Origin of the sequence: Marinovum sp. (genome assembly GCF_048263515.1) — a bacterium.
Classification (GTDB): domain Bacteria; phylum Pseudomonadota; class Alphaproteobacteria; order Rhodobacterales; family Rhodobacteraceae; genus Marinovum.
In genome coordinates this window covers 162,246-188,603 of the sequence record NZ_JBLXEC010000002.1, presented here as the reverse complement: position 1 = coordinate 188,603, position 26,358 = coordinate 162,246, and the positions used below count along the sequence as shown (strand labels likewise).

The 26,358-nt window shown below is 66.3% G+C and carries 24 protein-coding genes; 4 read left to right on the top strand and 20 right to left on the bottom strand.

Going from position 1 to position 26,358, the window contains the following annotated elements:
- Nucleotides 1-33: 33 nt before the first annotated feature.
- The 6 genes from ACN0SE_RS03320 to ACN0SE_RS03295 form a co-directional block, all read right to left on the bottom strand.
- Complete coding sequence (locus ACN0SE_RS03320; protein ID WP_417523061.1) at nt 34-756, bottom strand: alpha/beta fold hydrolase; 723 nt, start codon at nt 754-756, stop codon at nt 34-36.
- Entirely contained in the window at nt 749-1,648 is a 900-nt protein-coding gene (gene pcaD, locus ACN0SE_RS03315) for a 3-oxoadipate enol-lactonase (RefSeq protein ID WP_417523060.1), read from the bottom strand. Before pcaD ends, ACN0SE_RS03320 begins: the two co-directional genes overlap by 8 nt.
- On the bottom strand, nt 1,605-2,576 hold the full coding sequence (locus tag ACN0SE_RS03310) for a threonine ammonia-lyase (RefSeq protein WP_417523059.1): 972 nt from the start codon (nt 2,574-2,576) through the stop codon (nt 1,605-1,607). The genes pcaD and ACN0SE_RS03310 overlap by 44 nt, the downstream gene beginning before the upstream one ends.
- Nucleotides 2,573-3,397: an alpha/beta fold hydrolase gene (locus ACN0SE_RS03305; protein ID WP_417523058.1), complete on the bottom strand. Its 825-nt coding sequence runs from the start codon at nt 3,395-3,397 to the stop codon at nt 2,573-2,575. The genes ACN0SE_RS03310 and ACN0SE_RS03305 overlap by 4 nt, the downstream gene beginning before the upstream one ends.
- Before the next feature lies 1 nt (nt 3,398).
- Nucleotides 3,399-4,085, bottom strand: a complete 687-nt coding sequence (locus ACN0SE_RS03300; RefSeq protein ID WP_417523057.1) for a haloacid dehalogenase type II — start codon at nt 4,083-4,085, stop codon at nt 3,399-3,401.
- Between the two features lie 83 nt (nt 4,086-4,168).
- Nucleotides 4,169-5,578, bottom strand: a complete 1,410-nt coding sequence (locus tag ACN0SE_RS03295; RefSeq protein ID WP_417523056.1) for a sensor histidine kinase — start codon at nt 5,576-5,578, stop codon at nt 4,169-4,171.
- A 274-nt stretch (nt 5,579-5,852) separates the two neighbouring features.
- On the opposite strand from ACN0SE_RS03295, the gene ACN0SE_RS03290 reads away from it, so the two are divergent.
- Nucleotides 5,853-6,287, top strand: coding sequence for an FKBP-type peptidyl-prolyl cis-trans isomerase (locus ACN0SE_RS03290; protein WP_417523055.1), 435 nt, complete (start codon nt 5,853-5,855; stop codon nt 6,285-6,287).
- 461 nt (nt 6,288-6,748) lie between these two features.
- On the opposite strand, the gene ACN0SE_RS03285 is transcribed toward ACN0SE_RS03290, so the two are convergent.
- The 9 genes from ACN0SE_RS03285 to ACN0SE_RS03245 form a co-directional block, all read right to left on the bottom strand.
- On the bottom strand, nt 6,749-7,669 hold the full coding sequence (locus tag ACN0SE_RS03285; protein WP_417523054.1) for a spore coat U domain-containing protein: 921 nt from the start codon (nt 7,667-7,669) through the stop codon (nt 6,749-6,751).
- 82 nt (nt 7,670-7,751) lie between these two features.
- On the bottom strand, nt 7,752-9,470 hold the full coding sequence (gene metG, locus ACN0SE_RS03280) for a methionine--tRNA ligase (protein WP_417523053.1): 1,719 nt from the start codon (nt 9,468-9,470) through the stop codon (nt 7,752-7,754).
- Nucleotides 9,471-10,212: 742 nt separating this feature from the next.
- The gene (gene trpB / locus ACN0SE_RS03275) at nt 10,213-11,445 is read right to left on the bottom strand and encodes a tryptophan synthase subunit beta (RefSeq protein WP_417523052.1); all 1,233 of its coding nucleotides are present in this window, start codon (nt 11,443-11,445) and stop codon (nt 10,213-10,215) included.
- A 429-nt stretch (nt 11,446-11,874) separates the two neighbouring features.
- Nucleotides 11,875-12,309 carry a F0F1 ATP synthase subunit epsilon gene (locus ACN0SE_RS03270; protein ID WP_417523051.1) on the bottom strand — a complete coding sequence of 145 codons (435 nt, stop codon included), beginning with the start codon at nt 12,307-12,309 and terminating at the stop codon, nt 11,875-11,877.
- 72 nt (nt 12,310-12,381) lie between these two features.
- Nucleotides 12,382-13,806, bottom strand: coding sequence for a F0F1 ATP synthase subunit beta (atpD, locus tag ACN0SE_RS03265; protein WP_417523050.1), 1,425 nt, complete (start codon nt 13,804-13,806; stop codon nt 12,382-12,384).
- A gap of 18 nt (nt 13,807-13,824) precedes the next feature.
- Nucleotides 13,825-14,709 carry a F0F1 ATP synthase subunit gamma gene (locus ACN0SE_RS03260; RefSeq protein WP_417523049.1) on the bottom strand — a complete coding sequence of 295 codons (885 nt, stop codon included), beginning with the start codon at nt 14,707-14,709 and terminating at the stop codon, nt 13,825-13,827.
- A 12-nt stretch (nt 14,710-14,721) separates the two neighbouring features.
- Complete coding sequence (gene atpA / locus ACN0SE_RS03255) at nt 14,722-16,260, bottom strand: F0F1 ATP synthase subunit alpha (protein ID WP_417523048.1); 1,539 nt, start codon at nt 16,258-16,260, stop codon at nt 14,722-14,724.
- Nucleotides 16,261-16,827, bottom strand: coding sequence for a F0F1 ATP synthase subunit delta (locus ACN0SE_RS03250; protein WP_417523047.1), 567 nt, complete (start codon nt 16,825-16,827; stop codon nt 16,261-16,263).
- Between the two features lie 273 nt (nt 16,828-17,100).
- Nucleotides 17,101-17,847: a methyltransferase domain-containing protein gene (locus ACN0SE_RS03245; protein WP_417523046.1), complete on the bottom strand. Its 747-nt coding sequence runs from the start codon at nt 17,845-17,847 to the stop codon at nt 17,101-17,103.
- 63 nt (nt 17,848-17,910) lie between these two features.
- Here ACN0SE_RS03245 and gloB point away from each other — a divergent pair, with 63 nt between their 5' ends.
- The 3 genes from gloB (at nt 17,911) to ACN0SE_RS03230 (ending at nt 22,131) form a co-directional block, all read left to right on the top strand.
- Nucleotides 17,911-18,681 carry a hydroxyacylglutathione hydrolase gene (gene gloB, locus ACN0SE_RS03240; protein WP_417523045.1) on the top strand — a complete coding sequence of 257 codons (771 nt, stop codon included), beginning with the start codon at nt 17,911-17,913 and terminating at the stop codon, nt 18,679-18,681.
- A 175-nt stretch (nt 18,682-18,856) separates the two neighbouring features.
- Nucleotides 18,857-21,187, top strand: a complete 2,331-nt coding sequence (clpA, locus tag ACN0SE_RS03235; RefSeq protein WP_417523044.1) for an ATP-dependent Clp protease ATP-binding subunit ClpA — start codon at nt 18,857-18,859, stop codon at nt 21,185-21,187.
- Nucleotides 21,184-22,131 carry a M23 family metallopeptidase gene (locus ACN0SE_RS03230; protein ID WP_417523043.1) on the top strand — a complete coding sequence of 316 codons (948 nt, stop codon included), beginning with the start codon at nt 21,184-21,186 and terminating at the stop codon, nt 22,129-22,131. Before clpA ends, ACN0SE_RS03230 begins: the two co-directional genes overlap by 4 nt.
- Here the strand turns inward: ACN0SE_RS03230 and ACN0SE_RS03225 are convergent.
- The 5 genes from ACN0SE_RS03225 to lgt all read right to left on the bottom strand — a co-directional run bounded on the left by ACN0SE_RS03225 (nt 22,128) and on the right by lgt (nt 26,313).
- Nucleotides 22,128-22,925 (bottom strand): Hint domain-containing protein, encoded by a 798-nt coding sequence (locus ACN0SE_RS03225; protein WP_417523042.1) that lies wholly within the window; start codon nt 22,923-22,925, stop codon nt 22,128-22,130. The two genes, ACN0SE_RS03230 and ACN0SE_RS03225, sit on opposite strands and share 4 nt — an antisense overlap.
- A 303-nt stretch (nt 22,926-23,228) precedes the next feature.
- Entirely contained in the window at nt 23,229-23,372 is a 144-nt protein-coding gene (locus ACN0SE_RS03220) for a hypothetical protein (RefSeq protein WP_417523041.1), read from the bottom strand.
- A 249-nt stretch (nt 23,373-23,621) separates the two neighbouring features.
- Nucleotides 23,622-24,377 (bottom strand): peptidoglycan editing factor PgeF, encoded by a 756-nt coding sequence (pgeF, locus tag ACN0SE_RS03215; protein WP_417523040.1) that lies wholly within the window; start codon nt 24,375-24,377, stop codon nt 23,622-23,624.
- The gene (locus tag ACN0SE_RS03210; protein ID WP_417523039.1) at nt 24,374-25,432 is read right to left on the bottom strand and encodes a class I SAM-dependent methyltransferase; all 1,059 of its coding nucleotides are present in this window, start codon (nt 25,430-25,432) and stop codon (nt 24,374-24,376) included. The genes pgeF and ACN0SE_RS03210 overlap by 4 nt, the downstream gene beginning before the upstream one ends.
- The gene (gene lgt, locus ACN0SE_RS03205) at nt 25,429-26,313 is read right to left on the bottom strand and encodes a prolipoprotein diacylglyceryl transferase (protein ID WP_417523038.1); all 885 of its coding nucleotides are present in this window, start codon (nt 26,311-26,313) and stop codon (nt 25,429-25,431) included. Before lgt ends, ACN0SE_RS03210 begins: the two co-directional genes overlap by 4 nt.
- Between the last annotated feature and the right edge of the window lie 45 nt (nt 26,314-26,358).

Sequence of the window (26,358 nt, the reverse complement as noted above, 5' to 3'; positions counted from 1 at the left end):
GGAAATTCCGTCTCGCCCCGCCGTGACGTCAGGTCATTGCCGCGCCAGCCGGTCGATCAGGGCGGCCAGTTCCGCCGGCATCGACAGGAAAGGCGAATGGCCGCTGGCGAGCTCGTGCACATCGGCGCGGGGCCAGCCGGCCGTCATCGCCGCCTGATGCTCCGGCGGAATGGTCCGGTCGTCCCGGCAGAGGATGTAGCTGCGCGGCAGGGATTGCGAGACTTTGCTCAGGTTTACGACTTCCGCTTGCGGCGCGATCGGTTGCGGAGAGAGTCGCGGGATCGCAAAGGCGCGCTGCGCCTCGGTGCAATCGTGGTAGAAGCACTCCTCCGCCACCTCCGCCGGGGCGCTGTAGCACAGCCCGTCGTCGCTCTTGGTCAGCCTGCCGTGCAGCGGCCGGCGCGGCGCATCGCGCATCAGGTCAAGCATGCTGCGGCCGGGCTCTGGCACATAGGCGCAGAGATAGACCAGCCGCGCGATCCGCTCCGGCGCGCGCTCGGCGGCAGCGGTGATGGCATAGCCGGCGGCGGAATGGCCGAGCAGCAGGGTGTTGCGCCCGAGGGCGGCGCAGATCGCCTCGGCATAGCGTGCCAGCGTCACCTCGGCAGGCGGCGTCGGATCGTCGCCCGCCCCCGGCAAATCGATGGCGCGGGCGCTATGCCCCAAAGCCTGCAACTTACCGATCAGCGGCTCGAAACACCAGGCGCCGTGGCCAGAGCCGTGGATCAACAGGATGTCCGACACCGGCTCAGACATGGCCGATGTCGCGCAGGAACTCGCTCAGCAGCGCGGCAAAGGCCTCGGGCTGTTCCACCGGCGCCATGTGACCGGCGCGGCGCATCAACTCGAAGCGCGCGCCGGGGATCAGGTCGATGGTCTCGCGCACCAGGTCCGGCGGGGTCGAGCCATCCTCGCTGGCGGCAATGCCCAGACAGGGCAGCCGCAGTCCCGAGGTCGGCGTGTAGAAATCGGTGCCCGAGATCGCGGCGCAGCAGCCGGCGTAGCCCTCGGCGGGCTGGCGAGCGACCATGTTGCGGGCCATCCGCGCCTCGGGACCATCGCGAAAGCCTTTGGTGAACCAACGCGGCATCAGCCCGTCCAGAAGCGCCCCCGGCCCGCCGGATTTCACCATCTCGATCCGCTCCTGCCAGAGCGCGGGCGTGCCGATCTTGGCGGCGGTGCAGGACAGCACGATGGCGCGCAGAAGGTCGAGCCGCTTGACCGCCAGCCCCTGCGCCACCAGCCCGCCGATCGACAGGCCGACGAACACCGCGTCGCGCAGCTCCAGCGCGTCGAGCAGCGCCTCGGCATCGCGCACCAGCGCGCCCATGGCATAGGGCCCGGCCGGACAATCCGAGAGACCGTGGCCGCGGCTGTCATAGCGGATCAGCCGCAGGCCCGGCGGCAGATGCGGCAGCACGCCGTCCCAGATCCGCAGGTCGCAGCCCAGGGCATGGGCAAAGACCACCGGCGGCCCGTCGCGCGGGCCGTCGTCGGCGACATGCAGTCCAATGCCGTTGGCGTCAATCAGGCGGCGCGTGGGGGTCTCCTTGGTCTGGCGTTTGTGGTTCGCGGCGGAGGTTGGCCCCCGCCGCGCGTGGCGTTCAGGCGTGGGCCAGAGCCTTGGCGAAAACCCCGGCGTCGACATTGCCGCCGGAGATCGTGGCGATTACCGTGTCGCCTTCCAACTCCGCACCGTGGAACAGTGCCGCCGCCAGGGCCACCGCACCGCCCGGCTCGGCGACCAGCTTCAGATGGGAGAAGGCCAGCGCCATGGCGCGCAGCACCTCGTCGTCGCTGACCACGAGGCCGGGACCGCAGAGCCGCTGCATGATCGGAAAGGTGATCTCGCCCGGGCTGGGGGTGAGGATGGCATCGCAGAGCCCGCCGGCCTCGGTGGCATTGCGCTCGCGCCGGCCCGAGACCAGCGAGCGGGCCGCATCGTCATAACCCTCGGGCTCGACCGAGCGGGCGCGCATTCCGGGCGCGTGAGCCTCGAGCGCCAAAGCGATGCCAGAGGTCAGCCCGCCGCCGCCGCAGCAGGCCAGCACATCACCCTCGGTCACGCCCAGTTCTGCCGCCTGCTGGGCGATCTCGAGCCCGCAGGTCCCCTGCCCGGCGATCACCTGCGGCTCGTCGAAGGGGCGCACCAGCGTCAGGCCGCGTTCCTCCGCGATGCCGGCGCCCAGCTCCTCGCGGTCGACACCGGCGGCGCGGTCGTACAGCACTACCTCGGCGCCATAGGCCCGCGTGTTGGCAATCTTCATCTCGGGGGCATCGGCGGGCATGATGATTACCGCCGGCACGCCGAAGCGCTGCGCCGCCAGCGCCACGCCCTGGGCGTGGTTGCCCGAGGAAAATGCGATGACGCCGCGCGCCCGTGCCTCCGGCTCCAGCGCCGAGAGCGCCGACATGCCGCCCCGGAACTTGAAGCTGCCGGTGAGCTGCAGACATTCGGGCTTCACCAGCACCCGGCGGCCGGCGATCTCGTCCAGCAGCGGCGCGTTCAGCAGCGGCGTGCGGCGAACCACGCCGGAAATCCGCCCGTAGGCTGCCTCGATCATCTCGATATTCATTGCATGTCCTTCAGCCAGGCGCCCAGCGCCGCCAGCGCCTCGGGCTCGTCGAGAAAGGGGACGTGGCCCCGGTCGGGCACCACCGCCACATGGGCGTCGGGGCGGCGGGCCTGCATCTCGGCCAGGGTCTCGGTCGAGAGCAGGTCGGAATTGGCGCCACGGATGATCGCCATGGGCTTGCCCGCCAGCGCGTCGAACATCGGCCAGAGATCGGGCACCGGCTGGGCGCCGGCGGCGATCACCGCGTCGCGCAGCCGTGGGTCATAGGTCAGCGCCAGACCGTCCTCGGTCTGGTCAAAGAACTTCTCGACCTCGGCGCGCCAGCGGCTGTCGGGCACATTGGCAAAGCCCTTCATCACCGCCGGCCGCGCCGCCGCAGCCTCGTCATAAGTCTTCCAGCGCGGCGGCAGGCCGAGATAGCCCATGATCACCTCGAGCCCTTCTGGCGCGATGACCGGACCGATATCGTTGAATGCCACGCCGATCAGCTTGTCAGGCACGCCCATCGCCAGCGCCATGGCTACCAGCCCGCCGCGCGAGGTGCCCAGCACCGCGGCACGCTCCAGCCCGAGATGCGCCATCAGCTCGACCACGTCCAGCGCCTCGCGCGGGACGTTGTAGGTCAGCGGATCCTCGGCGAACTCGGACTTGCCGCGACCGCGATAGTCGAGGCGGATCACCCGGCAGCCTGCGAGATGCGGCAGCATGTAGTCGAAGTCGCGGCTGTCACGGGTCAGGCCCGAGAGGCAGAGCAGCGCCAGCCCCTCGCCCTGGTCGTCATAGTACAGCGACAGCCCGTCGGACGTTTTGAAATAAGGCACCTCAGGCTCCTGCCAGCTCGGGAATGCGGGTCAGATCGCTCAGCACCTCGCCGGGGCGGCCCGGCAGGCGGTCCATCGGCTCGCCGGCGCGGTTGACCCAGACGGTGCGGAAACCATAAGCGGCCGCCCCCGCTGCATCCCAGCCGTTCGACGAGACAAAGAGCACCTGTTCGGGCGTGCAGTCAAACCGCGCGCCGACCATGTCGTAGACCTGTTTCGCCGGCTTGAAGATGCCGACGCTTTCGACCGAGAGCACATCGTCGAGCAGCTCTTCCAGCCCGGCACTGCCCACCGCGCCATTCAGCATGTCGGGCGAGCCGTTCGACAGGATCGCGGTGTTCAGCCCGGCGGATTTCAGCGCCGCCAGCATCTGCGGCACTTCAGGGTAGGCCTGAAGCTCCCAGTAGAGCGCCAGCAGCCGTTCGCGCAGCTCGGCGTCGCCCTCCAGCCCCTGCTTTTCCAGGGCCCAGTCGAGCCCGTTCTGCGTGACCTGCCAGAAATCGCAGTGATCGCCGGTGATGGCGCGGAGCCAAGTGTATTGCAGCTGCTTGGCCCGCCAGTCGGCGGCCAGCGCCGGCCATTTGTCCGCCCAATGGCCCTGGCCCGGTTCTTCGGCGGCCAGCCGTGCGGCGGCGGCCACGTCGAAGAGCGTGCCATAGGCGTCAAAGATGCAGGTGGTGATGGTCATGAGAGCGCCTTTGATGAGGGTGATTTGCCGCCATCATGCCGATGGACGCGGCAATTGCCACCCCCTTGCCCGCAGGCCGGAGCCTAGCTGGCCAGGCTGAAATGCTCTGGCGGCACCCGGATCGACCAGTTCACGCCCTCGGTACCGATATTGTATTCGCTGCGCGCCGCCAGCATCGAGGGCGCCAGCGAGGTCAGCACCGTGCTGCCAAAGCCCTTGGTGCCGCGCGTTGGCGGGCCGGTGACATCGACTCCGGTTTCCGCCCAGGACAGGTGCAGGTCCTTGCCATCGCTCTTTTCCAGCGACCAGCGGATGCCGACCCGGCCGGAGCCATCGCGCAGGGCACCGTGCTTGACCGAATTGGTCGCCAGTTCGTGCAGCGCCATGCCGATGGTCTGGACACATTGCGGCTGCAGCTGGATATCGGGGCCTAGGCGCTCGATCCGGCCGTCCGAGAGATCGACGAAGGGTTCGAGATGGCGATCGATCAGCTGGCTCAGCGACACCGTGGTCCAGGCGCTCTGCACCAGCAGGTCGGTCGACTGCGACAGCGACCGCAACCGCGCCTCGAAGGCGGCGTTGAACTCCTCGAGCGAGGTCGCCCGCCGCGCGGTCTGGCGCTGGATGGCCATGACGATGCTCAGCATGTTCTTGGCGCGGTGGATCACCTCCTTGGCGATCAGGTCGCGGGCCTTCTCGGCACGGCGGATCTCGGTCACGTCACGGTGGATGTTCGAAATCGCCACCACCTCGCCCTCGGGGCTGCGGATCGGGGCGCAGGCGACCCAGACGTCGCGCACGGTGCCGTCCTTGGCCACCCGCGGCGCCTCGAACCGTTGCAGGCGGCCGGCGATGATCTCGTCGCGGTATTCGGTCACCCGTTTGGGCCAGCCCTCGGGGTAGAGCAGTTCCAGCGACTGTCCGATCGCCTCGTCGGCGGTATAGCCATAGAGCCGTTGCGCGGCGGGGTTCCAGGTGGTGATGCGACCGTCGAGATCGTAGCTGAGGATCGCGTCGTTCGAGGTGGCGATCAGCGCCGTCATGGCGCTGGCCTTGATGAAGGCGGCCTCGACCTCGCGCCGCTCGGTCTTGCGGCTGGTGATGTTGCGGTGCTGGACGATCAGAAAGGCAGCCTCGTCGCGCATCATCCGGTTGGCGGTCAGCTCGAACCAGCGTTTCACGGTCGGGCTGTCGCAGGGATATTCGCAGCGGAACGGCTGGCCGGTGGCCAGCACCCGCTCGAGCGCATCCGAGATCAGCGCCGCCTCGGCCGACGAGCTGCCAGCGGCGCCGCGACAGATGCCGAAGTAGTCGGTGCCGAGGTAACAGGTCTCGGCATCGCCGCCGTTTTCGATGCAGAACCGGCGCCAGGCCTCGTTGACGGCGACGATCCGGCCCCGGGCGTCAAGGAGCACGACCTCGTCGTGCATCGCCTCGAGAAAGGTTTCGGCATCCAGCCCGGCCAATGCCTCGGCGTCGTAATTCAGTGCCACAAACCGATCTCCGTTCCAATGCCAGCCTCCTCCGCTTGCCGGCACGGCGGCCTTGGTGACTCGGGGAATTGCTCAATTACTATACCAAAGCGATTAAATGCGCCATGTTCGCGTATTGCAAGCGCGGGAACCGGCCGATTGCGGCGGTTGGTGCGCTTTGGCAGGCGCGATTTGCCATTCGGGGCGCTTGTCGTTACCATGGCGCGCCATGAACCCGGAGCACCCGTCAGAGCGGCGGCCTCCCCTTCCCATTCCCCCACATCTCGGAGCTTTCATGACCCAGGTCAAATCGGGCGACACCGTTGCCATTCACTATACCGGAACTCTTGCCGACGGTGCCACCTTCGACAGCTCGCAAGGCCGCGACCCGCTGGAATTCACCGTCGGCTCCGGCCAGATCATCCCGGGCCTCGACAAGGCGCTGCCGGGCATGGCGGTGGGCGAGAAAAAGGTCGTCGACGTGCCCGCGGACGAAGCCTATGGCCAGGCCGATCCCAATGCCCGCCAGGCGGTGCCGCGCGCCGACATCCCGGCTGACATCCCGCTCGACCTCGGCACCCAGCTGCAGGTGCAGACGCCCACGGGCCAGGCCATGCCGGTGACCGTGGTCGAAGTGACCGACGAGCAGGTGACGCTGGACGCCAACCACCCGCTGGCCGGCAAGGACCTGACCTTTGCCATCGAGCTGGTCGAGATCAAGGCGGCCTGAGGTCTTTCAGGCTGACGTTTGAGCGCCCTCGCAGGTCACTGCGGGGGCGTTTTTCGTTCGGGGGCATGGCTTGGCTGTCAAGCGCAAGACGCGGCATCACCGGGCCACGGCGCGGCGAAGCAACGGTCGGTCTGTACGATTTATCCGCGTCACTGGCGCGCTTTGAATGAACGGTTCGCTGAGGTCTGACCAATCGCCGGGCCAAGGGGGTGGCCCGGCGATGGCGCGGCGGCCTGCGGCCTTGTTCCGCGCCAGAGAGCGTCAGACACACCGCGAAAGGCGTGTCATCGCCGGGCCGCGGTGCGGCGATGCAACCTGAGGTCTGTTCGATTTATCCCAGCCACTGGCGCGCTTTGAATGAGCAATGCGCTGACGTCTAACCAATCGCCGTGCCGGGGGGCGGCCCGGCGATGGCGCGGCGGCCTGCGGCCTTGTTCCGCGCCCGAGAGCGGCAGCCCATCTCAGTAATGCACCGTCACCACGACGTTGTCGCTGTAGGCGCCAACCTGCGCCTGCTGACCCTGGTGCACCCGGCCGTAGACCATGAAGCGCTGGCCGTAACCGGTGCCGGTGGCGCGGGCCTGGTCGTTGGTCGCCTCGCCCCAGATCAGGCTGCGGCCGGGGTCGCGGTAGAGCCCGTAGGCCAGCGTCCCGGTCAGCCCGCGCATCCGGCGCTGCGCCGGGTGGCTGACGCCGGGGCCGTCGCCCAGCCCCATGGCAACCGAATAGCCGGTGCCAGAGGTGCAGCGGATGTCGACCGCGGCGCTGGCATCGGCGGGGCCGCTGGCCAGGCTGGTGATCTGGCCGAAGTCCAGCGATCCGACGTCGAGCTCGCAGCTCGCCACCGTCTGTGCCCGAACGGTGAACTCGGCCACCGGGGTGCTCTGACCGAAAAGCTCACAGCTCACCACGCCGTGGCTCATCTCCACATGCGCCTGACCGGCAAAACGGGAACTGTAGAGCCCGGTGTCGAACTCGGTGCCATTGGCCAGAAGCTCGGCGTAGATCGGGATCGTGACCTCGCCCACCGAGCCCACAACGGGGATGAACACATGCACCTGATTGAGCGTGCCATGCAGCGTGCCGTGGCCGCCCTGGCGCAGCTGATAGGCCAGCGACTGGCCGGTCGGGCCGGTCAGGAAGCGCTGCGTATTGCCGGGCCCCGCCCCGCCGGTGCCGGCGCCAAAGCGCGCGCAGACGCCCACCGGCTCGGCCAGCGGGCTCGAGCAGGAGACGGTCAGCGTCCCCGAGGTGCGGTTGACCTCGCCCGAGCGCAGGCTGACCGCGCCGAAATCGATGTCGCTCACCGTGGCCTGACAGGTCGCGGCCCGCACCGGGGCGGCGATCATCAGGCCCAGCGCCATGGCCAGTGTTATGAGCAAATTCCTGTGGATAAAAACTCCGGCAGGCCTCCGATTTTTTTGGTTTAATTTCAGAATATTATACGTCAGTCTCGCACGCACATCAATCGCGGGTGCCGGCGAACTTTTCCTGCCACTCCGCCCGTTCCTCGTCGGCGATCTTGCGGAAGGTGACATCCGGCACGGTAAAGGCGTGACCGGCGCCAAGGCTTTCCAGCGCAGCCGTCACATCTTCGGGCCAGGCGGTGTCGTCGCTCTGCATCGCCTGCATCAGCTGCTCGGACGCATCGGGGATGAAGGGGCTGGAGATCACCGCGTAGAAGCGGATCAGGTTCAACGCCAGCCGGATCTGTGCCGCCGCCTGATCGGGGTCCGTCTTGAAGGTCGACCAGGGCGCGGCTTCCTGCAGGTATTCGTTGCCGGTCACCCAGATGGCGCGCAGCTCCTGCGCCGCCTTGCGCACCTCGATGGCCTCCATGTGGCCCTCGTAGGCGTGCAGCCGCGCTGTCAGATCGGCGATCACCGCCTGTTCCTGCGGCCCCCAGGTGCCGCCCGCCGGCACCTCTTCGCCGAATTTCGAGCGGCAGAACTTGGTCACCCGGCTGACAAAGTTGCCCAGCACGTCGGCCAGGTCCTTGTTGACCGAGGCCTGGAAGTTCTCCCAGGTGAATTCGCTGTCGGAGCTCTCGGGCGCATGGCTCAGCAGCCACCAGCGCCAGTAGTCCGAGGGCAGGATCGCCAGCGCCTGATCCATGAAGACGCCCCTGCCCTGCGAGGTCGAGAACTGGCCGCCGTCGTAGTTGAGGTAGTTGAACGACTTGATGTAATCGACCAGCTTCCACGGCTCGCCAGAGCCCAGGATCGTCGCCGGGAAGCTGAGGGTGTGGAAAGGCACGTTGTCCTTGCCCATGAACTGAGTGTAGCGCACGTCGTCTGCGCCCTTGTCAGTGCGCCACCAGCGCTCCCACTCGGCCTCGGGCTTGCCATTGGCCTCGGCCCATTCGGCGCTGCAGGCGATGTATTCGATCGGCGCGTCGAACCAGACGTAGAAGACCTTGCCCTCCATGCCGGGCCAGTCCTGATCGCCCTTCTTCACCGGGATACCCCAGTCGAGGTCGCGGGTGATGCCGCGGTCCTGCAGACCGTCACCGTCGTTCAGCCATTTCTTGGCGATCGAGGTGGTGAGGATCGGCCAGTCGCCCTTGCTGTCGATCCAGTCGTTCAGCTTGTCGCGCATGTCGGACTGGCGCAGGTAGAGGTGCTTGGTCTCGCGCACCTCGAGATCCGTCGAGCCGGAAATGGCGCTGCGCGGTTCGATCAGGTCGGTGGGGTCGAGCTGCTTGGTGCAATTCTCGCACTGGTCGCCCCGGGCCCGGTCATAGCCGCAGTTCGGGCAGGTGCCCTCGATGTAGCGATCGGGCAGGAAGCGGCCGTCGGCGTGGGAATAGACCTGCTTCTCGCTGACTTCCTTGATCAGCCCGGCCTCGGCCAGCCGGCCGGCGAAATGCTGGGTCAGCGCGTGGTTCTGCGGGCTCGACGAACGGCCGAAGTGATCGAAGCTGAGGCGGAAACCGCGGGCGATCTCGGCCTGAACGGCGTGCATCTCGGCGCAGTATTCGGCGACCGGCTTGCCGGCCTTGGCGGCCGCCAGTTCCGCCGGGGTGCCGTGTTCGTCGGTGGCGCAGAGAAACATCACCTCCTGCCCCCGCGCCCGCTGGTAGCGCGCAAAGAGATCGGCCGGCAGCTGCGACCCGATCAGGTTGCCGAGGTGCTTGATCCCGTTGATATAGGGAATGGCAGAGGTGATGAGGTGGCGTGTCATTGGCGTCCCCGCAAGTCGTTTGGCCCCCTTTACCCCAGCCCGCGCGCGGGAGCCAGAGCCTCGACCACACTGATGCGATGGTTCGGGACCAGAGCGGGGTCTTGAAGCCCCACCACCCGCTCAAGCCGTGCCATCGCCGGGCCGCGGAACGGCGAACCAAGGCAAGTTCTGCGCGATTTATCTCCGTCACTGGCGCGCTGGGATTGAGCGGCACGCGCACGTCGACCAATCGCCGTGCCGGGGGGGCGGGTCATGCCACAGGCATGCTTTCAGCATGGCGATGGCGCGGCGGCCTGCGGCCTTGTTCCGCGCCCTGCAGCGTCGGTCCAACCGGACAAGCCGTGCCATCGTCGGGCCGCGGTGCGGCGAACCAACTGCCGTTCTGTTCGATTTATCCGCGTCACTGGCGCGCTGGGAATGAGCGGCGCGCTGACGTCGACCAATCGCCGTGCCGGGGGACGGCCCGGCGATGGCGCGGCGGCCTGCGGCCTTGATTCCGCGCCTGAGCCTCATCAGACCGACCGGACAAAACCGTGCCATCGCGGGGCGGCGGTGCGGTGTTCCAACATCAGTTCCGCGCATTATCCCCCGTCACTGGCGCGCTAAGAATGAGCGGCGCGCGCACGTCACCCAGTCGCCGTGCCGGGGAGCGGGTCACGCCACAGGCATGCTTTCAGCATGGCGGTGGCGCGGCGGCCTGCGGCATTGATTCCGCGCCAGGGACAGGCTCGGGCGCAACGCCTCAGTCCGCCTCATCCATGTCGAAGCCCAAGTGTTTGGCCACGGCGAAGATGTCCTTGTCGCCCCGACCGCACATATTCATGATGATCACGTGGTCCTTGGGCAGTTCCGGCGCGATCTTCATGACATGCGCCAGCGCGTGACAGGGTTCGAGCGCCGGGATGATGCCCTCGGCCTCGCAGCAGAGCTGGAAGGCCTCGAGCGCCTCCTTGTCGGTGATCGCCACGTATTCGGCCCGCTTGGTGTCATGCAGCCAGGAATGCTCCGGGCCGATGCCGGGATAATCCAGCCCGGCCGAGATCGAGTAACCTTCGAGGATCTGCCCGTCATCATCCTGCAGCAGGTAGGTGCGGTTGCCGTGCAGCACGCCGGGGCGTCCGCCGGTGAGCGAGGCGCAATGCTCCATCTTCTGGTTCACGCCCTTGCCGCCGGCTTCGACGCCGATGATGCGCACGTCCTTGTCGTCGAGGAAGGGGTAGAACAGGCCCATGGCGTTCGAGCCACCGCCGATGGCGGCGATGATCGTGTCGGGCAGACGGCCCTCGGCCTCCATGATCTGCTCTTTCGCTTCCTTGCCGATGATCGATTGGAAGTCGCGCACCATCGCCGGATAGGGGTGCGGGCCGGCGACGGTGCCGATGCAGTAGAAGGTGTCGCGCACGTTGGTCACCCAGTCGCGCAGCGCGTCGTTCATCGCGTCCTTGAGCGTGCCGCGACCGGAGGTCACCGGCACCACCTCGGCGCCCAGCAGGCGCATGCGGAAGACGTTGGGCTTCTGCCGCTCGACGTCATGCGCGCCCATGTAGACCACGCATTTCAGACCGAACTTGGCGCAGACGGTGGCGGTGGCGACGCCGTGCTGGCCGGCGCCGGTCTCGGCGATGATCCGGGTCTTGCCCATGCGCCGCGCCAGCAGGATCTGGCCCAGCACGTTGTTGATCTTGTGCGCGCCGGTGTGGTTCAGCTCGTCACGTTTGAGATAGACCTTGGCGCCGCCCAGACGCTCGGTCAGGCCTTCGGCGAAATAGAGCGGGCTGGGCCGTCCGACGTAATGTTTCCAGAGATAATCCATCTCGTCCCAGAAGCTCTGGTCGGTCTTGGCCTTTTCGTATTCCTCTTCCAGCGACAGGATCAGCGGCATCAGCGTTTCCGAGACGAACCGGCCGCCGTAATTGCCGAAACGGCCCTTCTCGTCGGGGCCGGTCATGAAGGAATTGAAAAGGTCGTTGGACATGTTGCACCTGTGTCGGTTTCGCCGCCCTGAATACCGCCGCGGGCCGGGGAAGGAAAGCCCGGCTGCGCATGACATCTGTCCGGGCTTCTGGGGATTGCGGTTCTATTGGAGCTCGTGGCTTGGCGGCGTCAACCGGGAGGCCCCGGCGCGGAGGCCGGGGCGCGTGACCCTCTTGAGAACCGGTGGACGCTATTGACCGCCCCGGGCTTGACCCGAGGCCTCACCCTCTGCCCTGCCCCGCCAGACAATCCCGCAAGCCCGGCCGACGTCAGCGCCCACCTGCCCCGGACCTGATCCGGGGCCTCGCCGCCTGCCCTACCCAGCCAAGCAAAATGGTAACGCTGGGCGACGTCGTGACCCTCCTTCCCCCCAAAGCAAAACGGCGCGCCCCGGGGGGCGCTCCGTTTCGAATTGAGTGGCCGGAAGGGCTCAGAGGTTCGGCTGTTGCGAGGACAGGCCGATCTCGCCGCCCATGGCGACCATGTCCGCCACCAGCTTCACCGCCTCGTCGACGGCATTGGTGTCGGGCTCTTTCGCGTCCCTGGCCGAAGTGTGCACGGCCCGGGCCTCGGCGACCATCTCGTCGAAAAGCTCCTGGGTCATGTCGGCGCGCGGGATGGCGCGTTCGGCCAGAACCGTCACGCCGTCGGCCTTGATCTGGGCAAAGCCGCCGGTGACGACATATTCCGCCGTCTCGGCACCTTCGATCCGCAGAACGCCGGGGCGCAGGGTGGTGATGGTGGGCGCGTGATCGGCCATCGCCGTCATGTCACCATCCGCACCGGGGATCTGGACCGCGGTCACCTTTTGCGAAGCAAGGCTCCGCTCGGGGCTGACCAGGTCGAATTGAAGTTCGTCTGCCATGTTCTTCTCCTTGGGAGAGGTCGCCCCTCTGCGGGCCCTTGCGGGCCCTCATCGGGACGACCGGCCGTTTCCTCAGGCCGCGTCGGCAGCCATCTTCTCGGCTTTGGCTTTCACCTCGTCGATGCCGCCAACCATGTAGAAGGCGCCCTCGGGCAGGTGATCGTATTCGCCGGCGACAACCGCCTTGAACGAGGAGATCGTGTCCTCGAGCGGCACCTGCACACCGTCGGAGCCGGTGAAGACCTTCGCCACGTCGAACGGCTGGGACAGGAAACGCTGGATTTTCCGGGCACGGGCCACGGTCAGCTTGTCCTCTTCCGACAGTTCGTCCATGCCGAGGATGGCGATGATGTCCTGCAGCGACTTGTAGCGCTGGAGGATGTTCTGCACATCCATCGCCACCTTGTAGTGCTCTTCACCCACGATTGCCGGGTCCATCAGGCGCGACGAGCTGTCGAGCGGGTCAACGGCCGGGTAGATGCCCAGCTCGGAGATGGCACGCGACAGAACGGTGGTTGCGTCGAGGTGAGCAAAGGTTGTGGCCGGGGCCGGGTCGGTCAGGTCGTCCGCGGGAACGTAAACGGCCTGGATCGAGGTGATCGAGCCCTGCTTGGTCGAGGTGATCCGTTCCTGCATCGCACCCATGTCGGTGGCCAGCGTCGGCTGGTAGCCCACGGCGGAGGGGATACGGCCGAGAAGTGCGGACACCTCGGAACCGGCCTGCGTGAAGCGGAAGATGTTGTCGACGAAGAACAGAACGTCGGTACCGGACTGGTCGCGGAACTGCTCGGCCAGGGTCAGGCCGGTCAGGGCAACACGGGCACGCGCGCCCGGAGGCTCGTTCATCTGGCCGTAGACCAGAGCCACCTGGGACTCTTCGAGGTTGTCGGGCTTGATAACGTTGGATTCGATCATCTCGTGGTAGAGGTCGTTGCCCTCACGGGTCCGCTCACCAACACCCGCGAACACGGAGTAGCCCGAGTGCACCTTGGCGATGTTGTTGATCAGTTCCATGATGAGAACGGTCTTGCCCACGCCGGCGCCGCCGAACAGGCCGATCTTGCCGCCCTTGGCGTAGGGCGCCAGCAGGTCGACGACCTTGATGCCGGTGACGAGGATTTCCGACTCGGTCGACTGCTCGGAGAACTCCGGCGCCGGCTGGTGGATCGAGCGGGTCTCGGTGGCCGCGACGGGGCCGCCTTCGTCCACGGGCTCGCCCACGACGTTCAGGATGCGGCCGAGGGTGGCGTTGCCGACCGGCACCGAGATCGGGCCGCCGGTGTCGAGCACTTCCTGACCCCGGACGAGACCTTCGGTCGCGTCCATCGCGATGGTGCGGACGGTGTTTTCGCCGAGGTGCTGTGCAACTTCCAGAACCAGACGGTTGCCGTTGTTGTCGGTGGTCAGCGCGTTCAGGATCGCCGGCAGCTCATCGTCGAACTGTACGTCGACAACGGCGCCGATGACCTGAGTCACTTTGCCTTGTGCGTTTGCCATTTACTAGGTCTCCGGTTCTTAGAGCGCTTCCGCGCCCGAGATAATTTCGATCAGTTCATTGGTGATGACGGCCTGACGCGAGCGGTTGTACTCGATGGTCAGCTTGTCGATCATGTCGCCGGCGTTGCGCGTCGCGTTGTCCATGGCGGACATGCGTGCGCCCTGTTCCGACGCGGCGTTTTCCAGCAGACCGGCAAAGATCTGTGTGGCCACGCCACGCGGCAGCAGATCGGCCAGAATGGCCTCTTCGCTGGGCTCGTAATCGTAGAGCGTATTGGTGCCCGTCTCTTCACCGTCCTCGTCAGCTTCGAAGCTGGCGGGGATGATCTGTTGCGCCGTGGGGATCTGCGTCACCACGTTCTGGAACTTCGAGTAGAACAGCGTCGCCACGTCGAACTCGCCCGCGTCGAAGCGGCCCAGCACGTCCTTGGCGATCTCCTGCGCGTTGGCATAGCCCACGCGCTTGACCTCGCTCAGGTCGACGTGACCGACGAGATGCTTGCTGTACTCGCGTTTCAGCACGTCACGGCCCTTCTTGCCGACGGTCAGGATTTTGACCGTCTTGCCCTTGGCGAGCAGCTCTTGCGCATGGTTGCGCGCGAGCTTGGCAATGTTGCCGTTGAAGCCACCGCAGAGGCCGCGCTCGGCAGTCATGACGACGAGCAGATGCACGTCGTCACTGCCGGTGCCCGACAGAAGCCTGGGCGCGCTGTCGCTCTCGCCCACCGATTGCGCCAGCCCTGCCATCACGGCATTGAACCGCTCCGTGTAAGGCCGCGCCATTTCGGCAGCTTCCTGTGCCCGCCGCAGTTTTGCGGCGGCCACCATCTGCATGGCCTTGGTGATCTTGCGGGTCGACTTGACCGACTCGATCCTGTTTTTCAGGTCCTTGAGATTTGGCATAGCCTTATCTCCTTATGCGAAGTCGGCGGCGAATTCGTCCAGTGCGGCGCGGATCTTGTCCTCGGCTTCACCTTTGATCTTCGGGTCTTCTTCGGTGATGTAATCGAGAAGATCGGCATGCTTGGAGCGCAGGTGCTGCAGCAGGCCCTTCTCGAAACGGCCCACTTCGGACACCTTGATCTTGTCGAGGTAGCCCTTGGTGCCGGCGAAGATGACGCAGACGATTTCCGCGTTGGTCAGCGGCGAATACTGCGGCTGTTTCATCAGCTCGGTCAGGCGCGCACCACGGTTCAGCAGCTGCTGGGTGGCGGCGTCGAGGTCGGAGCCGAACTGCGCAAAGGCCGCCATTTCGCGGTACTGAGCGAGTTCCAGTTTCACCGGACCGGCGACCGACTTCATCGCGTTGGTCTGAGCGGACGAACCCACCCGCGACACCGACAGACCGGTGTTCACGGCGGGGCGGATGCCCTGATAGAACAGCTCGGTTTCGAGGAAGATCTGGCCGTCGGTGATCGAGATCACGTTGGTCGGGATGAAGGCCGACACGTCACCACCCTGGGTTTCGATGATCGGCAGAGCCGTCAGCGAGCCCGAGCCGTTGTCTTCGTTCAGCTTGGCCGAACGCTCGAGCAGGCGGGAGTGGAGGTAGAAAACGTCGCCCGGGTAAGCTTCGCGGCCCGGCGGACGGCGCAGCAGCAGGGACATCTGGCGGTAGGACACGGCCTGTTTGGACAGGTCATCGTACACGATCAGGGCGTGCTTGCCGTTGTCGCGGAAGTACTCGGCCATGGCGGTCGCGGCATAGGGGGCCAGGAACTGCATCGGCGCCGGGTCGGACGCGGTGGCGGCGACGACGATCGAATAATCGATGGCGCCGGTCTCTTCGAGACGCTTCACCAGCTGCGCCACGGTCGAACGCTTCTGGCCGATGGCGACGTAGACGCAGTAGAGCTTCTTGCTCTCGTCTTCGCCGGCTTCGTCGTTGTAGGACTTCTGGTTCAGGATGGTGTCAAGCGCCACGGCGGTCTTGCCGGTCTGACGGTCACCGATGATCAGCTCGCGCTGGCCGCGGCCGATCGGGATCATCGAGTCGATCGCCTTGAGGCCGGTCGCCATCGGTTCGTGCACCGATTTACGCGGGATGATGCCCGGTGCCTTGACGTCGGCGATGCGACGCTCGGAGGCGTTGATCGGGCCCTTGCCGTCCAGCGGGTTGCCGAGACCGTCGACCACGCGGCCGAGCAGTTCGGGGCCGGCAGGCACGTCCACGATCGAGTTGGTGCGCTTGACGGTGTCGCCTTCCTTGATGTCCCGGTCGGAGCCGAAGATCACGACACCGACGTTGTCGGTTTCAAGGTTCAGCGCCATGCCCATGATGCCACCGGGGAATTCGACCATCTCACCGGCCTGGACGCTGTCGAGGCCATAGACCCGCGCGATACCGTCACCGACGCTGAGCACGCGGCCCACTTCGGCGACTTCGGCTTCTTGCCCGAAGTTCTTGATCTGCTCCTTTAGGATCGCAGAAATCTCGGCTGCTTGGATACCCATTTATCCGACCTCTTTCATTGCATTCTGGAGGGAATTGAGCTTCGAGCGGATCGAGGTATCGATCATCTTCGAGCCCACCTTGACAACAAGACCGCCGATGAGGCTCTCATCGACGGCCGTTTTCACTTTGACATCCTTGCCCACGGACTTCTTCAGCGACGCGGCCAGCGCATCGGCCTGGGCCGGGGTCAGCGCCGTGGCACTGGTCACTTCGGCGGTCACTTCGCCCTTGTGGGCGGCAATCTTGCTGCGCAGCTGGGCAATCAGCTGCGGCAGGACGAACAGGCGCCGCTTGGCCGCCATCAGACCCATGGTCTTGACGAGCACCGGGCGGAGCTTCATCGACTTGCCGACGGCAGTGATGGCGTTTTCCTGGTCAGCACGGGAATACAGCGGGTTGCTGATCAGATCGCGCAGGTCCTCGCTGCTGTCCAGAGCGGCGGACAGATCGTCGAGGCTGGTTTCAAGTTCGGCGAGCTTGCCGTTCTCGTTGGCAATCTCGAACACGGCCGTCGCATAGCGATCGGCAATACCCGAGGAAATCGAAGCTGGTTCGGACACGTCCACCCTTCCGACTATCTGGCCCCGGTTTGCCGCAGGCTGCGACGTCCGGGGGCGTTTCCCGGCCCCGAACAATGCTCAGGGCGCTAAATCACGCCGGATGTAGCAGAGCCTTCCCCACCCCGCAACATACTTGAGGTTTTTTAAGGCGGGTGGATAAACGTGCAATTTCAAAAACTTGTCGCATGTGCGACCGAATGCGCACCTGCAAGCGCTTCAAAAACCTTTCATTTTCGTGAACTCCGACGATTCCCGACCCTTGAAATCCGCTGTTAGCGCCTAAACAGGCTTGGCCTCTTTTGCCGGTTTCGGGCTGAGCACGTCAAGCGGGCTGGGCACGTGCACCCGCAGCCCCGGGTCGTGCGGCGCCTGCACCCGTTTGCTGGCCTCGACCATCAGAACGCCGGCCGGAAGCGGCAGGCCGAAGCGCTGGCCAGAGCTTTCCCAGAGCCGCCCGGTCTTCATCCAGAACCGCCGCGGCGAGGGCGGCTGGTAGAGCGCGGTGGCGTGTTTCTCGGGCATGAAGCCATGGGTGCGCAGCTGGGTCTCGAGCTGGCTCTGGGTATAGGGCCGTCCAAACCCGAAAGGCGTGGCATCGCTGCGCGACCAGAGCCCGGCACGGTTCGGCACCACGAAAAGCACCTTGCCCCCCGGCCCCAGCACCCGGTGGCATTCCTCGAGCAGCGCCGAGGGCCGTTCCGAGGTTTCCAGCCCGTGCATCACCACCAGCTTGTCGATCCGCCCGGTCTCGACCGGCCAGAGGGTCTCTTCGGTCAGGACCGAGACATTGGGCATGCCGGCAGGCCAGCGCATCACGCCCTGGGGCCCGGGCATCAGCGCCATCACCCGGCGCGCCTCGGCGAGGTAGGGCCGCAGGAGCGGCACCGCAAAGCCGAAGCCCGCCACGGTCTGTCCCTTGGCCTCTGGCCAGAGCCGCAGCATGCGGTTGGTGACCGCCCGCTGCGCCGCCCGGCCAAGCGCGCTGCGGTAATAGAAATTCCTGAGGTCCTGTACGTCCAGGTGCATTGCGGTCCGCGTCGGCTTGGGTCAGAGTTGAGGGCCACTCTAGCAACGGAGCCGCGAATTGCCATGCCCCTTGAGCTCGTGACCATTCCCTGTCTGACAGACAATTACGCCTATCTCGTGCATGACGATCAAAGCGGCGAAACGGCGGTCTTCGACGTGCCGGAGGCCGGGCCGATCCTCGACGCCCTCTCCTCTCGCGGCTGGACCCTGAGCCATGTCTTCCTGACCCACCACCATGCCGATCACGTGCAGGGCACCGCCGAGTTGCTGGCCGGCGCCCCGGCACAGGTGATCGGCGCCAAGGCCGACGCGCACCGCCTGCCGCCGCTCGATGTCGAGGTGGCCGAGGGCGACGAGGTGGACTTTGGCGGCGAGAGCGTGCATGTGATGGAGGTGCCGGGCCATACCATCGGCCATGTTGCCTATCACCTGCCTGGGTCGGCAATCCTGGTCACCATGGACAGCCTGATGCACCTGGGCTGCGGGCGTCTGTTCGAAGGCACGCCGGCGCAGATGCTGGACAGCCTGCAGAAGATGGCCGCCCTGCCCCCGGAAACCACCGTCTGTTCGGGCCATGAGTATGCCCAGACCAACGTGCGCTTCGCCCTGACCATTGAACCGGAGAATTCCCGGCTTATCTCTCGGAGAGACGAAATTGCGGCGGCGCGCGCAGCGGGGCGCGCCACCGTCCCCACAACCCTTGCACTCGAGCTGGACACCAACCCGTTCCTGCGCTGCCACCTGCCGGCAGTGCAGTCATCGGTTGGGCTGGCAGACGGCGACCCCCTGGCCGTCTTCACCGAGGTTCGGAAACGCCGTGACAGCTTCTCCTAGCCTTCGCTGCGTTGCCGCATATCACGGCGCTGTGCACACAGTGTTTGGAAATGTGAGCGGGTACGCAAAGAAAAAACTTGAAGCGGCCCCGGGATCGACCAAACTTTAACCTTATGAGGCCACGGTTGGTTTGGCCCTTCCCGCCGCCGACCCAGATCAGAAGGAGCACGGACCAGTGCCTTCATTCTCGAATACGCTTGAACAGGCGATCCACGCGGCCCTGGCCCTGGCCAACAGCCGCTCCCATGAATTCGCAACGCTGGAGCATCTGCTGCTGGCGTTGATCGACGAGCCCGATGCGGCGCGGGTGATGAAAGCCTGCTCGGTCGACACCGAAGAGCTGCGCACCAAGCTGGTAGAATATGTCGACACCGACCTGTCGAACCTCGTGACCGATATCGAAGGGTCCGAGGCGGTGCCGACCGCTGCCTTCCAGCGGGTGATCCAGCGCGCGGCGATCCACGTGCAATCGTCCGGCCGCACCGAGGTGACCGGCGCCAACGTGCTGGTCGCGATCTTTGCCGAACGCGAGTCGAATGCCGCCTATTTCCTGCAGGAGCAGGACATGACGCGCTACGACGCGGTGAACTTCATCGCCCATGGTGTCGCCAAGGACCCCGCCTATGGCGAGGCCCGCCCGGTGACCGGCGCCCAGGACATGGACGATGAACAGCAAAGCACCGACAGCACGCCGGAGGCCGACCAGAAGGAAAGCGCCCTCGGCAAATACTGCGTCGACCTGAACGAAAAGGCGCGTCTTGGCGATGTCGATCCGCTGATCGGCCGCGAAAGCGAGGTCGAGCGCTGCATTCAGGTTCTCTGCCGCCGGCGCAAGAACAACCCGCTCTTGGTGGGTGACCCCGGTGTCGGCAAGACCGCCATCGCCGAAGGCCTCGCGCGCAAGATCGAGTCCGGCGAGACCCCCGAGGTCCTGTCGAACACCACGATCTATTCGCTCGACATGGGCGCGCTCTTGGCCGGTACCCGCTATCGCGGTGACTTCGAGGAACGGCTCAAGGCCGTTGTCAACGAGCTCGAGGAACATCCCGACGCGGTGCTCTTCATCGACGAGATTCATACGGTGATCGGTGCCGGTGCCACCTCCGGCGGCGCGATGGATGCGTCGAACCTGCTGAAACCTGCCCTGCAGGGCGGCAAGCTGCGCACCATGGGCTCGACCACCTACAAGGAATTCCGCCAGCACTTCGAGAAGGACCGCGCGCTGGCGCGGCGCTTCCAGAAGATCGACGTGGTGGAGCCCTCGGTTGAGGATTCGGTCAAGATCCTCAAGGGTCTGAAGCCCTATTTCGAGGATCACCACCACATCAAGTACACCGCTGACGCGATCAAGACCGCGGTCGAGCTTTCGGCGCGCTACATCACCGACCGGAAACTGCCCGACAAGGCGATCGACGTGATCGACGAGGCCGGCGCGGCGCAACATCTGGTGGTTGAAAGCCGCCGGCGCAAGACCATCGGCACCAAGGAGATCGAGGATGTCGTGGCCAAGATCGCCCGCATCCCGCCGAAGAACGTCTCCAAGGACGATGCCGAGGTGCTCAAGGACCTCGAGGCCAGCCTGAAACGCGTGGTCTTTGGCCAGGACGATGCCATCGTGGCGCTGTCCTCGGCGATCAAGCTGGCCCGTGCCGGGTTGCGCGAGCCCGAAAAGCCCATCGGCAACTACCTGTTCGCCGGGCCCACGGGTGTCGGCAAGACCGAGGTGGCCAAGCAGCTGGCGGATACGCTCGGGGTCGAGCTTCTGCGCTTCGACATGTCGGAATACATGGAGAAACACGCGGTGTCGCGGCTGATCGGCGCGCCTCCGGGTTATGTCGGCTTTGACCAGGGCGGCCAGCTCACCGACGGCGTCGACCAGCATCCGCACTGCGTGCTGCTGCTCGACGAGATGGAAAAGGCGCATCCGGATGTCTACAACATCCTGCTGCAGGTGATGGACCACGGGACCCTGACCGACCACAACGGCCGGACGGTGGATTTCCGCAACGTGATCCTGATCATGACCTCGAACGCCGGCGCCCAGGAACAGGCGAAGGCCGCCATCGGCTTTGGCCGCGACCGCCGCGAGGGCGAGGATACAGCCGCCATCGAGCGCACCTTCACGCCCGAGTTCCGCAACCGGCTCGATGCTGTCATCAGCTTCAAGCCGCTGCCGAAATCGGTGATCGCGCAGGTGGTCGAGAAGTTCGTGCTGCAACTCGAAGCGCAGCTGATGGACCGCAATGTCACCATCGAGCTGACCAAACCGGCGGCCGAATGGCTGGGCGACAAGGGCTATGACGACAAGATGGGCGCACGCCCCCTCGCCCGCGTCATCCAGGAGCACATCAAGAAGCCGCTCGCCGAGGAGCTTCTGTTCGGCAAGCTGGCCAAGGGCGGCGTGGTCAAGGTGACCGTCAAGGACGGCAAGATCGATCTCGAGATGAGCGGCCCTGACAATCCGCGCCTGACCGGGAAAAAGCCGCCGCTCCTGACGGCGGAATGATCGGCAGGCTCTGCGCCTGTCTTCTGGGCTCGGCCACCTTCGCGGCGGCCGAGCCCTTGTCTTTGGCCTTCCCGGTGGACTGCACCCTGGGCGAGACCTGCTACATCCAGCAATATGTCGACCATGACCCCGGCCCCGGCGCGCGGGATTTCACCTGTCAGGGTCTCAGCTACGATGGCCACAAGGGCACCGACTTCGGCCTGCCCAGTCACGAAGCCATGGCTGCTGGTGTCACTGTCAGGGCCGCCGCGCCCGGCGAGGTTCGCGGCATGCGCGATGGGGTGGCGGATCGGGTCTATGCCGGTCAGGATCTCGGCGGGCAGGACTGTGGCAATGGCGTTGCGATCACCCATGCGGATGGCTGGGAGACGCAGTATTGCCACATGAAACAGGGCTCTATCGCGGTGACCCCGGGCCAGCAGGTCGCGGCCGGCACGCCTTTGGGACAGATCGGGCTGAGTGGCCGCACGCAGTTTCCGCATCTTCACCTGACCCTGCGCCACGAGGGCGTGGTGGTCGATCCCTTTGCACCCGAGGGCGCCGAGAGCTGCGGCAGTGAGCAGACCCTGTGGGAGACACCGATCGCCTATCGCCCCGGCGGCATCCTCTCGCTGGGCTTTGCCACCCGGGTGCCCAGCCTTGACGCGGTGGCCGAAGGCTCGGCCGATGACCTGCCGCCGCGCCGCGATACGGCGCTGGTGGGCTATGGCTACGGCTTCGGCGCGCGCGCCGGTGATATCCTGCGGATCGTGATCGACGGGCCCGAGGGCCAGGTCATCGCCCACGACGCCCGGATCGAGAAGGCGCAGACGACGCTATTTCGCGCCGCCGGTCGAAAGGCGCAGGCCAGGGGCTGGCCTGCGGGCGCGTATCGCTTGAGCGTCACGCTGCTGCGCGGCGCCGAGGTGATCGACAGCCGCGGCACCGCGATTACCCTGCCCTAGCCAAAGCGCAGACCCTCGAGCATTTCCAGCTCGACCCGCGGAAAGCCCAGCGGGCCGAAATCGCGCGGGTGCATCATGAAGGGAAAGAGCGACATGTAGAGACGCTGGGCATTCTCGCCCATCCGGCCGACGGCGCCGTTGCCGGGATGGTAGCTCTCGACCTCCAACCCGCCGGCCTGCACCGCCGCATGGCGCGGCAGCATCAGGTGAAACACCTTGACCGCGCTCGGCGGCGTCACCTTGAAGACGCTGACCCCGTCGATGAAATCCTGCACCGGCGTCAGAACATGGCCTTCGCCGCTGGCGGCGCGGAACTGCGGCGGGTTGTGCAACAGGGCCGCCCCCGGCCCCAGCACCACGTCGCTGACCGGCCGACTGCGGCCAAAGGCCTCGGCGGTCACCCGGATCAAGCCGTCGAGCATGCTGCCGGGCTGGGCCTGGTCGGGCATGATCGCCGCCGAGCCGATCCAGAGCACGCGCTGCGGCCCGTCGGTGGTGTTGACCAGATCGCCGGGCAGCAGGTCCTCGATCGCCACCGGCCCGTCCGGGGTGGCCAGCACCGTGCCGCGGGCAAAGCCCGAGACGGCGCGCTCGAAGACCTCGGTCTGTGGCACCACGAAGGTCTGCTGGTCGACGGAATAATCGGCGTTGAGCGTGGCCACTTCCATGCGGCGCATCATCTGCGCGCCGGGGCGGGGCCGTTCGCCGGCGCGGGCAAAGCGCTCGACAGCCGACATTGGCAGGCTGGTGCCGTCGGGCTTGCGCCGCTGGTGCGGCAAAAGGGGACTCGTCATGATATGCTCCCAAGAGTTTGGGTCACATCCGCGTCGGCCCCCACCGACAACGACAGATTGACAGTTAACGTCGCATCTTGTCCGGATAATGAAGCAGATTTCCGGTGATCCGTCAAAAAACCGCGCCGATTGCAGGGCGCGGATGGATCAATCGTCACAGGGTCGGCGGGATTGTCGATCAGATGAAAACCGGGGTGCCTTAATTCGTCACAGCGTCGAATCGGGCGGTCTCTGGCGGGTCTGGCAGACAAAAGCCGCGCCCCGGGCGGGAACGCGGCTTTTCATCGGTGGGCCGTCGGTCGATCAGGCGCTCTTGCGCATCTCGACCTGGGCCTCGGCCTTGCGGCGTGCGATCATCGCGGCGCGGCGTTGGCCACGGGCGAAGGGCATGTCAATCTTGGTCGCTTGCGCACGCTCAACGGCGGATTGGATAAACCGGGTTTTCATGTCGCTGTCCTCAATCTGGTCTGCGGCAGGGTGCGCCGCGATACCCAATCAATATGCAGGGAGTTTCCGGCAGGCTTGGGGCAATTGGCTAAAATTTGCGATAAATCTGCGCCGGAGTTCCGGTGAAAAAAGGCGTTTATAAAAGCGCAATTTTCGTCAAATTTTCAGACAGTTGCGCCAGATCACCCCCGTCGCCGCCCCTGAACTGTGGCACCCAGAAGGCAGACCCCTGCCCCGGTTGCGCCGCAATCAGAGCCGGATCGCCGAAATCAGCCGGCCATAATCGGCCTCGCCGGCATGAACCGAGCGTCTGTAGGAATAGAACCGCTCGGCATCGGCATAGGTGCAATGGCGAATCCACTCGGCCGCGCCCACCCCGGCCCGACGCAGCCGGTAGAGCCCGAAACCCGGCAGGTCGAAGAGATAGCGGTCGCCCTTGCCCTGGGCAAAGAAGCGGCTGCTGTCGTGATCCTCGGCGAGGAAATCCTCGACGAATTCCGGCCCGACCTCATAGGCGTTCTGCGAAATCGCCGGGCCGATCACCGCATGCACGTTCTCGCGCGCGGCCCCCAGCCCCTCCATCGCATCGAGCGTCGCCTCGAGCACTCCGTCGAGCGCGCCGCGCCAGCCAGCATGGGCGGCGCCGATCACGCCGGCACGGGCATCGGCGAAGAGCACCGGCTGACAATCGGCGCTCAGCACGCCCAGGGCCAGCCCCAGCGTGGCGGTCACCAACGCATCGGCGCGCGGCGGCGTGTCGAAGGGCTCGGTCACCGGCACGGCCGTGGCCGAATGCACCTGATGCACGGTGACCAGCCGGTCGGGCGCCACATCGAGGCTGCCGGCCACGCGGCTGCGGTTGATCGCCACGATCTCGGATTGATCGGACGAGCCCTGGCCGCAGTTGAGCCCGTGAAACACCCCGGAAGAGGCCCCGCCCCGCCGGGTGAAGAACCCGTGCTTCAGCGGCGCCAGCAGATCGGAGGTGAGGATTTCCAGAGTCATGTTTCCAGTCCGGCTATGGGTGGGGCGCCGTGCGGCATCAGCCCCAGCACTTTGAAGAGCGTCCCCATTTCCTCGGGGTGCGTCAACCGCCGATGTGCCGCCACATGGGTCTCGAGCGCCGCGCCCTGCAGACCGGCGGCAAGTTGCTGCGCCCGCGGGGTGATGCCCAGCCGTTCGAGAAAGACGCCTTGGGTGGTCAGGCGGCTGTGGGCGCAGGGGGCGGCGGTGGCGATGGCCTCGAAATCCACGTGGGTGGTGAGGTCGGCCGCGCCCGGGTGGGCCAGCGGATCGACGCGTTGATGGCGGTGCAGCGCCTGCAGCGTGTCGCCCAGCGAGCGCCAGTCGCCATAGTCGATGATCAGCGCCGCGCCGCCGTGATCGGCAATGCGCTGGCCGATCGCCTCGGCGATCGGCGGCAGGCTCGGGGCGATCTCGACGATATCGCCGTCGCGGGTGTCGCCCAGCCGGTGCGCCAGCGCCGCCACGGCGGTGGGCTCTGTGCGGCCAAGCGTCAGGGCGCCGTCGCGGGCACCGACCCGGCGTTCGCACCAGCCGTCGCCCTGACGTTCGAACTGGCGGACCGGAAGGGCATCGAAAAACTCGTTCGCCACCAGCCAGAGCGGCGCCTGCGGCAGGTCGGTGACGTGATCGACCCAGGTGACGTCGAAGCCCGCCAGCGTCTCTTCCTGACGGGTGCGCAGCAGCGGCGAGGCCTCGACCAGCACCACCTCTGCCGCCTCGACAAAGCCCGGCACCTTGCGTCCGACGCGCAGGATATCTGCCATCAGCGTGCCCCGCCCCGGCCCCAGCTCGGCCAGGGTGAACCCCGGCTGGCCCTGGTCCATCCAGGCCCGCGCCAGCGCAAGACCGACAAGCTCGCCGAACATCTGGCTGATCTCGGGCGCGGTGGTGAAATCGCCCGCCGATCCCAGCGGATCGCGGGCGGTATAGACGCCATGCTCCGGGTGCAGCAGGCAGGTGGCCATGTAATCGGCCAGCGACATCGGCCCCTCGGCGGCGATGCGTTCCATCAGGAGGCTCGCCAGCGGCGTCATGCCGGGCGGTTCCTGACCACCAGCCAGAGCCCGATCACGATCATCGGCAGCGACAGGATCTGCCCCATGGTCAGCCCCCAGCCGCCGATCTGCCAGGCCAGGCCCAGCGGGTTGCCGGGCGAGACGAATTGCGCATCGGGCTGGCGAAAGAACTCGACCAAGAAGCGCGCCGCGCCGTAGCCGGCAAAGAACAGCGCCGCGATCCGCCCCGGCGTTTTCAACCAGCCGCGCGCCAGCGCCAGCCAGAGCAGCAGCGCGCCGAGCAGCAGGCCTTCGAGACCGGCTTCATACAGCTGGCTCGGGTGGCGCCCGCAAAGCGCGCCCACCGGCTGGCCGCAATCCTGCGCCGCCTCACCCGGGAAGGCCACCGCCCAAGGCAGATCGGTCGGCCGCCCCCAAAGCTCGGCGTTGACGAAATTGGCCAGCCGGCCGAACAGCAGCCCCGGCCAGGCGCCCAGCGCCATGACATCGGCCAGGGGCAGACGCTCGACCTTGTTGCGCGCGCTCCAGATCCAGGCCGCGAGCACCACGCCCAGCAGACCGCCGTGAAAGGCCATGCCGCCCTGCCAGATCATCAGGATCTCGCCCGGGTTGGCCAGGTAATAGCCCGGCTGATAGAACAGCACGAAGCCCAGCCGCCCGCCGAGGATGATGCCGAGGATGATCCAGGTCATCAGGTCCTCGAGCTGTGCCGGCGTCATCGGCGGGTTGTCACCGCGCCAGAGCGTCGGACGTTTCAGCAGCCGCACGGCCAGCATCCAGCCGGCGAGGATGCCGGCGATATAGGCCAGCGCATACCAGCGCAGCGCGAAGCTCATGCCGAAGAGGTCGATCGAGAAGATCTCGGGGCTGAGCGGGGGGAATGGGATCACGGATGACATGTGCGCTCCTTTGCCTTTCGCTTTTGCCGAGGTCAACCTTGTCGC

Bases quoted from the DNA above. Each gene is read 5' to 3' on its own strand.
- ACN0SE_RS03320 (WP_417523061.1), bottom strand. From the start codon at position 756: ATGTCTGAGCCGGTGTCGGACATCCTGTTGATCCACGGCTCTGGCCAC.
- pcaD (WP_417523060.1), bottom strand. From the start codon at position 1,648: ATGTCGACGCCGGGGTTTTCGCCAAGGCTCTGGCCCACGCCTGAACGC.
- ACN0SE_RS03310 (WP_417523059.1), bottom strand. From the start codon at position 2,576: ATGAATATCGAGATGATCGAGGCAGCCTACGGGCGGATTTCCGGCGTG.
- ACN0SE_RS03300 (WP_417523057.1), bottom strand. From the start codon at position 4,085: ATGACCATCACCACCTGCATCTTTGACGCCTATGGCACGCTCTTCGAC.
- ACN0SE_RS03290 (WP_417523055.1), top strand. From the start codon at position 5,853: ATGACCCAGGTCAAATCGGGCGACACCGTTGCCATTCACTATACCGGA.
- metG (WP_417523053.1), bottom strand. From the start codon at position 9,470: ATGACACGCCACCTCATCACCTCTGCCATTCCCTATATCAACGGGATC.
- trpB (WP_417523052.1), bottom strand. From the start codon at position 11,445: ATGTCCAACGACCTTTTCAATTCCTTCATGACCGGCCCCGACGAGAAG.
- ACN0SE_RS03270 (WP_417523051.1), bottom strand. From the start codon at position 12,309: ATGGCAGACGAACTTCAATTCGACCTGGTCAGCCCCGAGCGGAGCCTT.
- atpD (WP_417523050.1), bottom strand. From the start codon at position 13,806: ATGGCAAACGCACAAGGCAAAGTGACTCAGGTCATCGGCGCCGTTGTC.
- ACN0SE_RS03260 (WP_417523049.1), bottom strand. From the start codon at position 14,709: ATGCCAAATCTCAAGGACCTGAAAAACAGGATCGAGTCGGTCAAGTCG.
- atpA (WP_417523048.1), bottom strand. From the start codon at position 16,260: ATGGGTATCCAAGCAGCCGAGATTTCTGCGATCCTAAAGGAGCAGATC.
- ACN0SE_RS03245 (WP_417523046.1), bottom strand. From the start codon at position 17,847: ATGCACCTGGACGTACAGGACCTCAGGAATTTCTATTACCGCAGCGCG.
- gloB (WP_417523045.1), top strand. From the start codon at position 17,911: ATGCCCCTTGAGCTCGTGACCATTCCCTGTCTGACAGACAATTACGCC.
- ACN0SE_RS03230 (WP_417523043.1), top strand. From the start codon at position 21,184: ATGATCGGCAGGCTCTGCGCCTGTCTTCTGGGCTCGGCCACCTTCGCG.
- ACN0SE_RS03225 (WP_417523042.1), bottom strand. From the start codon at position 22,925: ATGACGAGTCCCCTTTTGCCGCACCAGCGGCGCAAGCCCGACGGCACC.
- ACN0SE_RS03220 (WP_417523041.1), bottom strand. From the start codon at position 23,372: ATGAAAACCCGGTTTATCCAATCCGCCGTTGAGCGTGCGCAAGCGACC.
- pgeF (WP_417523040.1), bottom strand. From the start codon at position 24,377: ATGACTCTGGAAATCCTCACCTCCGATCTGCTGGCGCCGCTGAAGCAC.
- ACN0SE_RS03210 (WP_417523039.1), bottom strand. From the start codon at position 25,432: ATGACGCCGCTGGCGAGCCTCCTGATGGAACGCATCGCCGCCGAGGGG.
- lgt (WP_417523038.1), bottom strand. From the start codon at position 26,313: ATGTCATCCGTGATCCCATTCCCCCCGCTCAGCCCCGAGATCTTCTCG.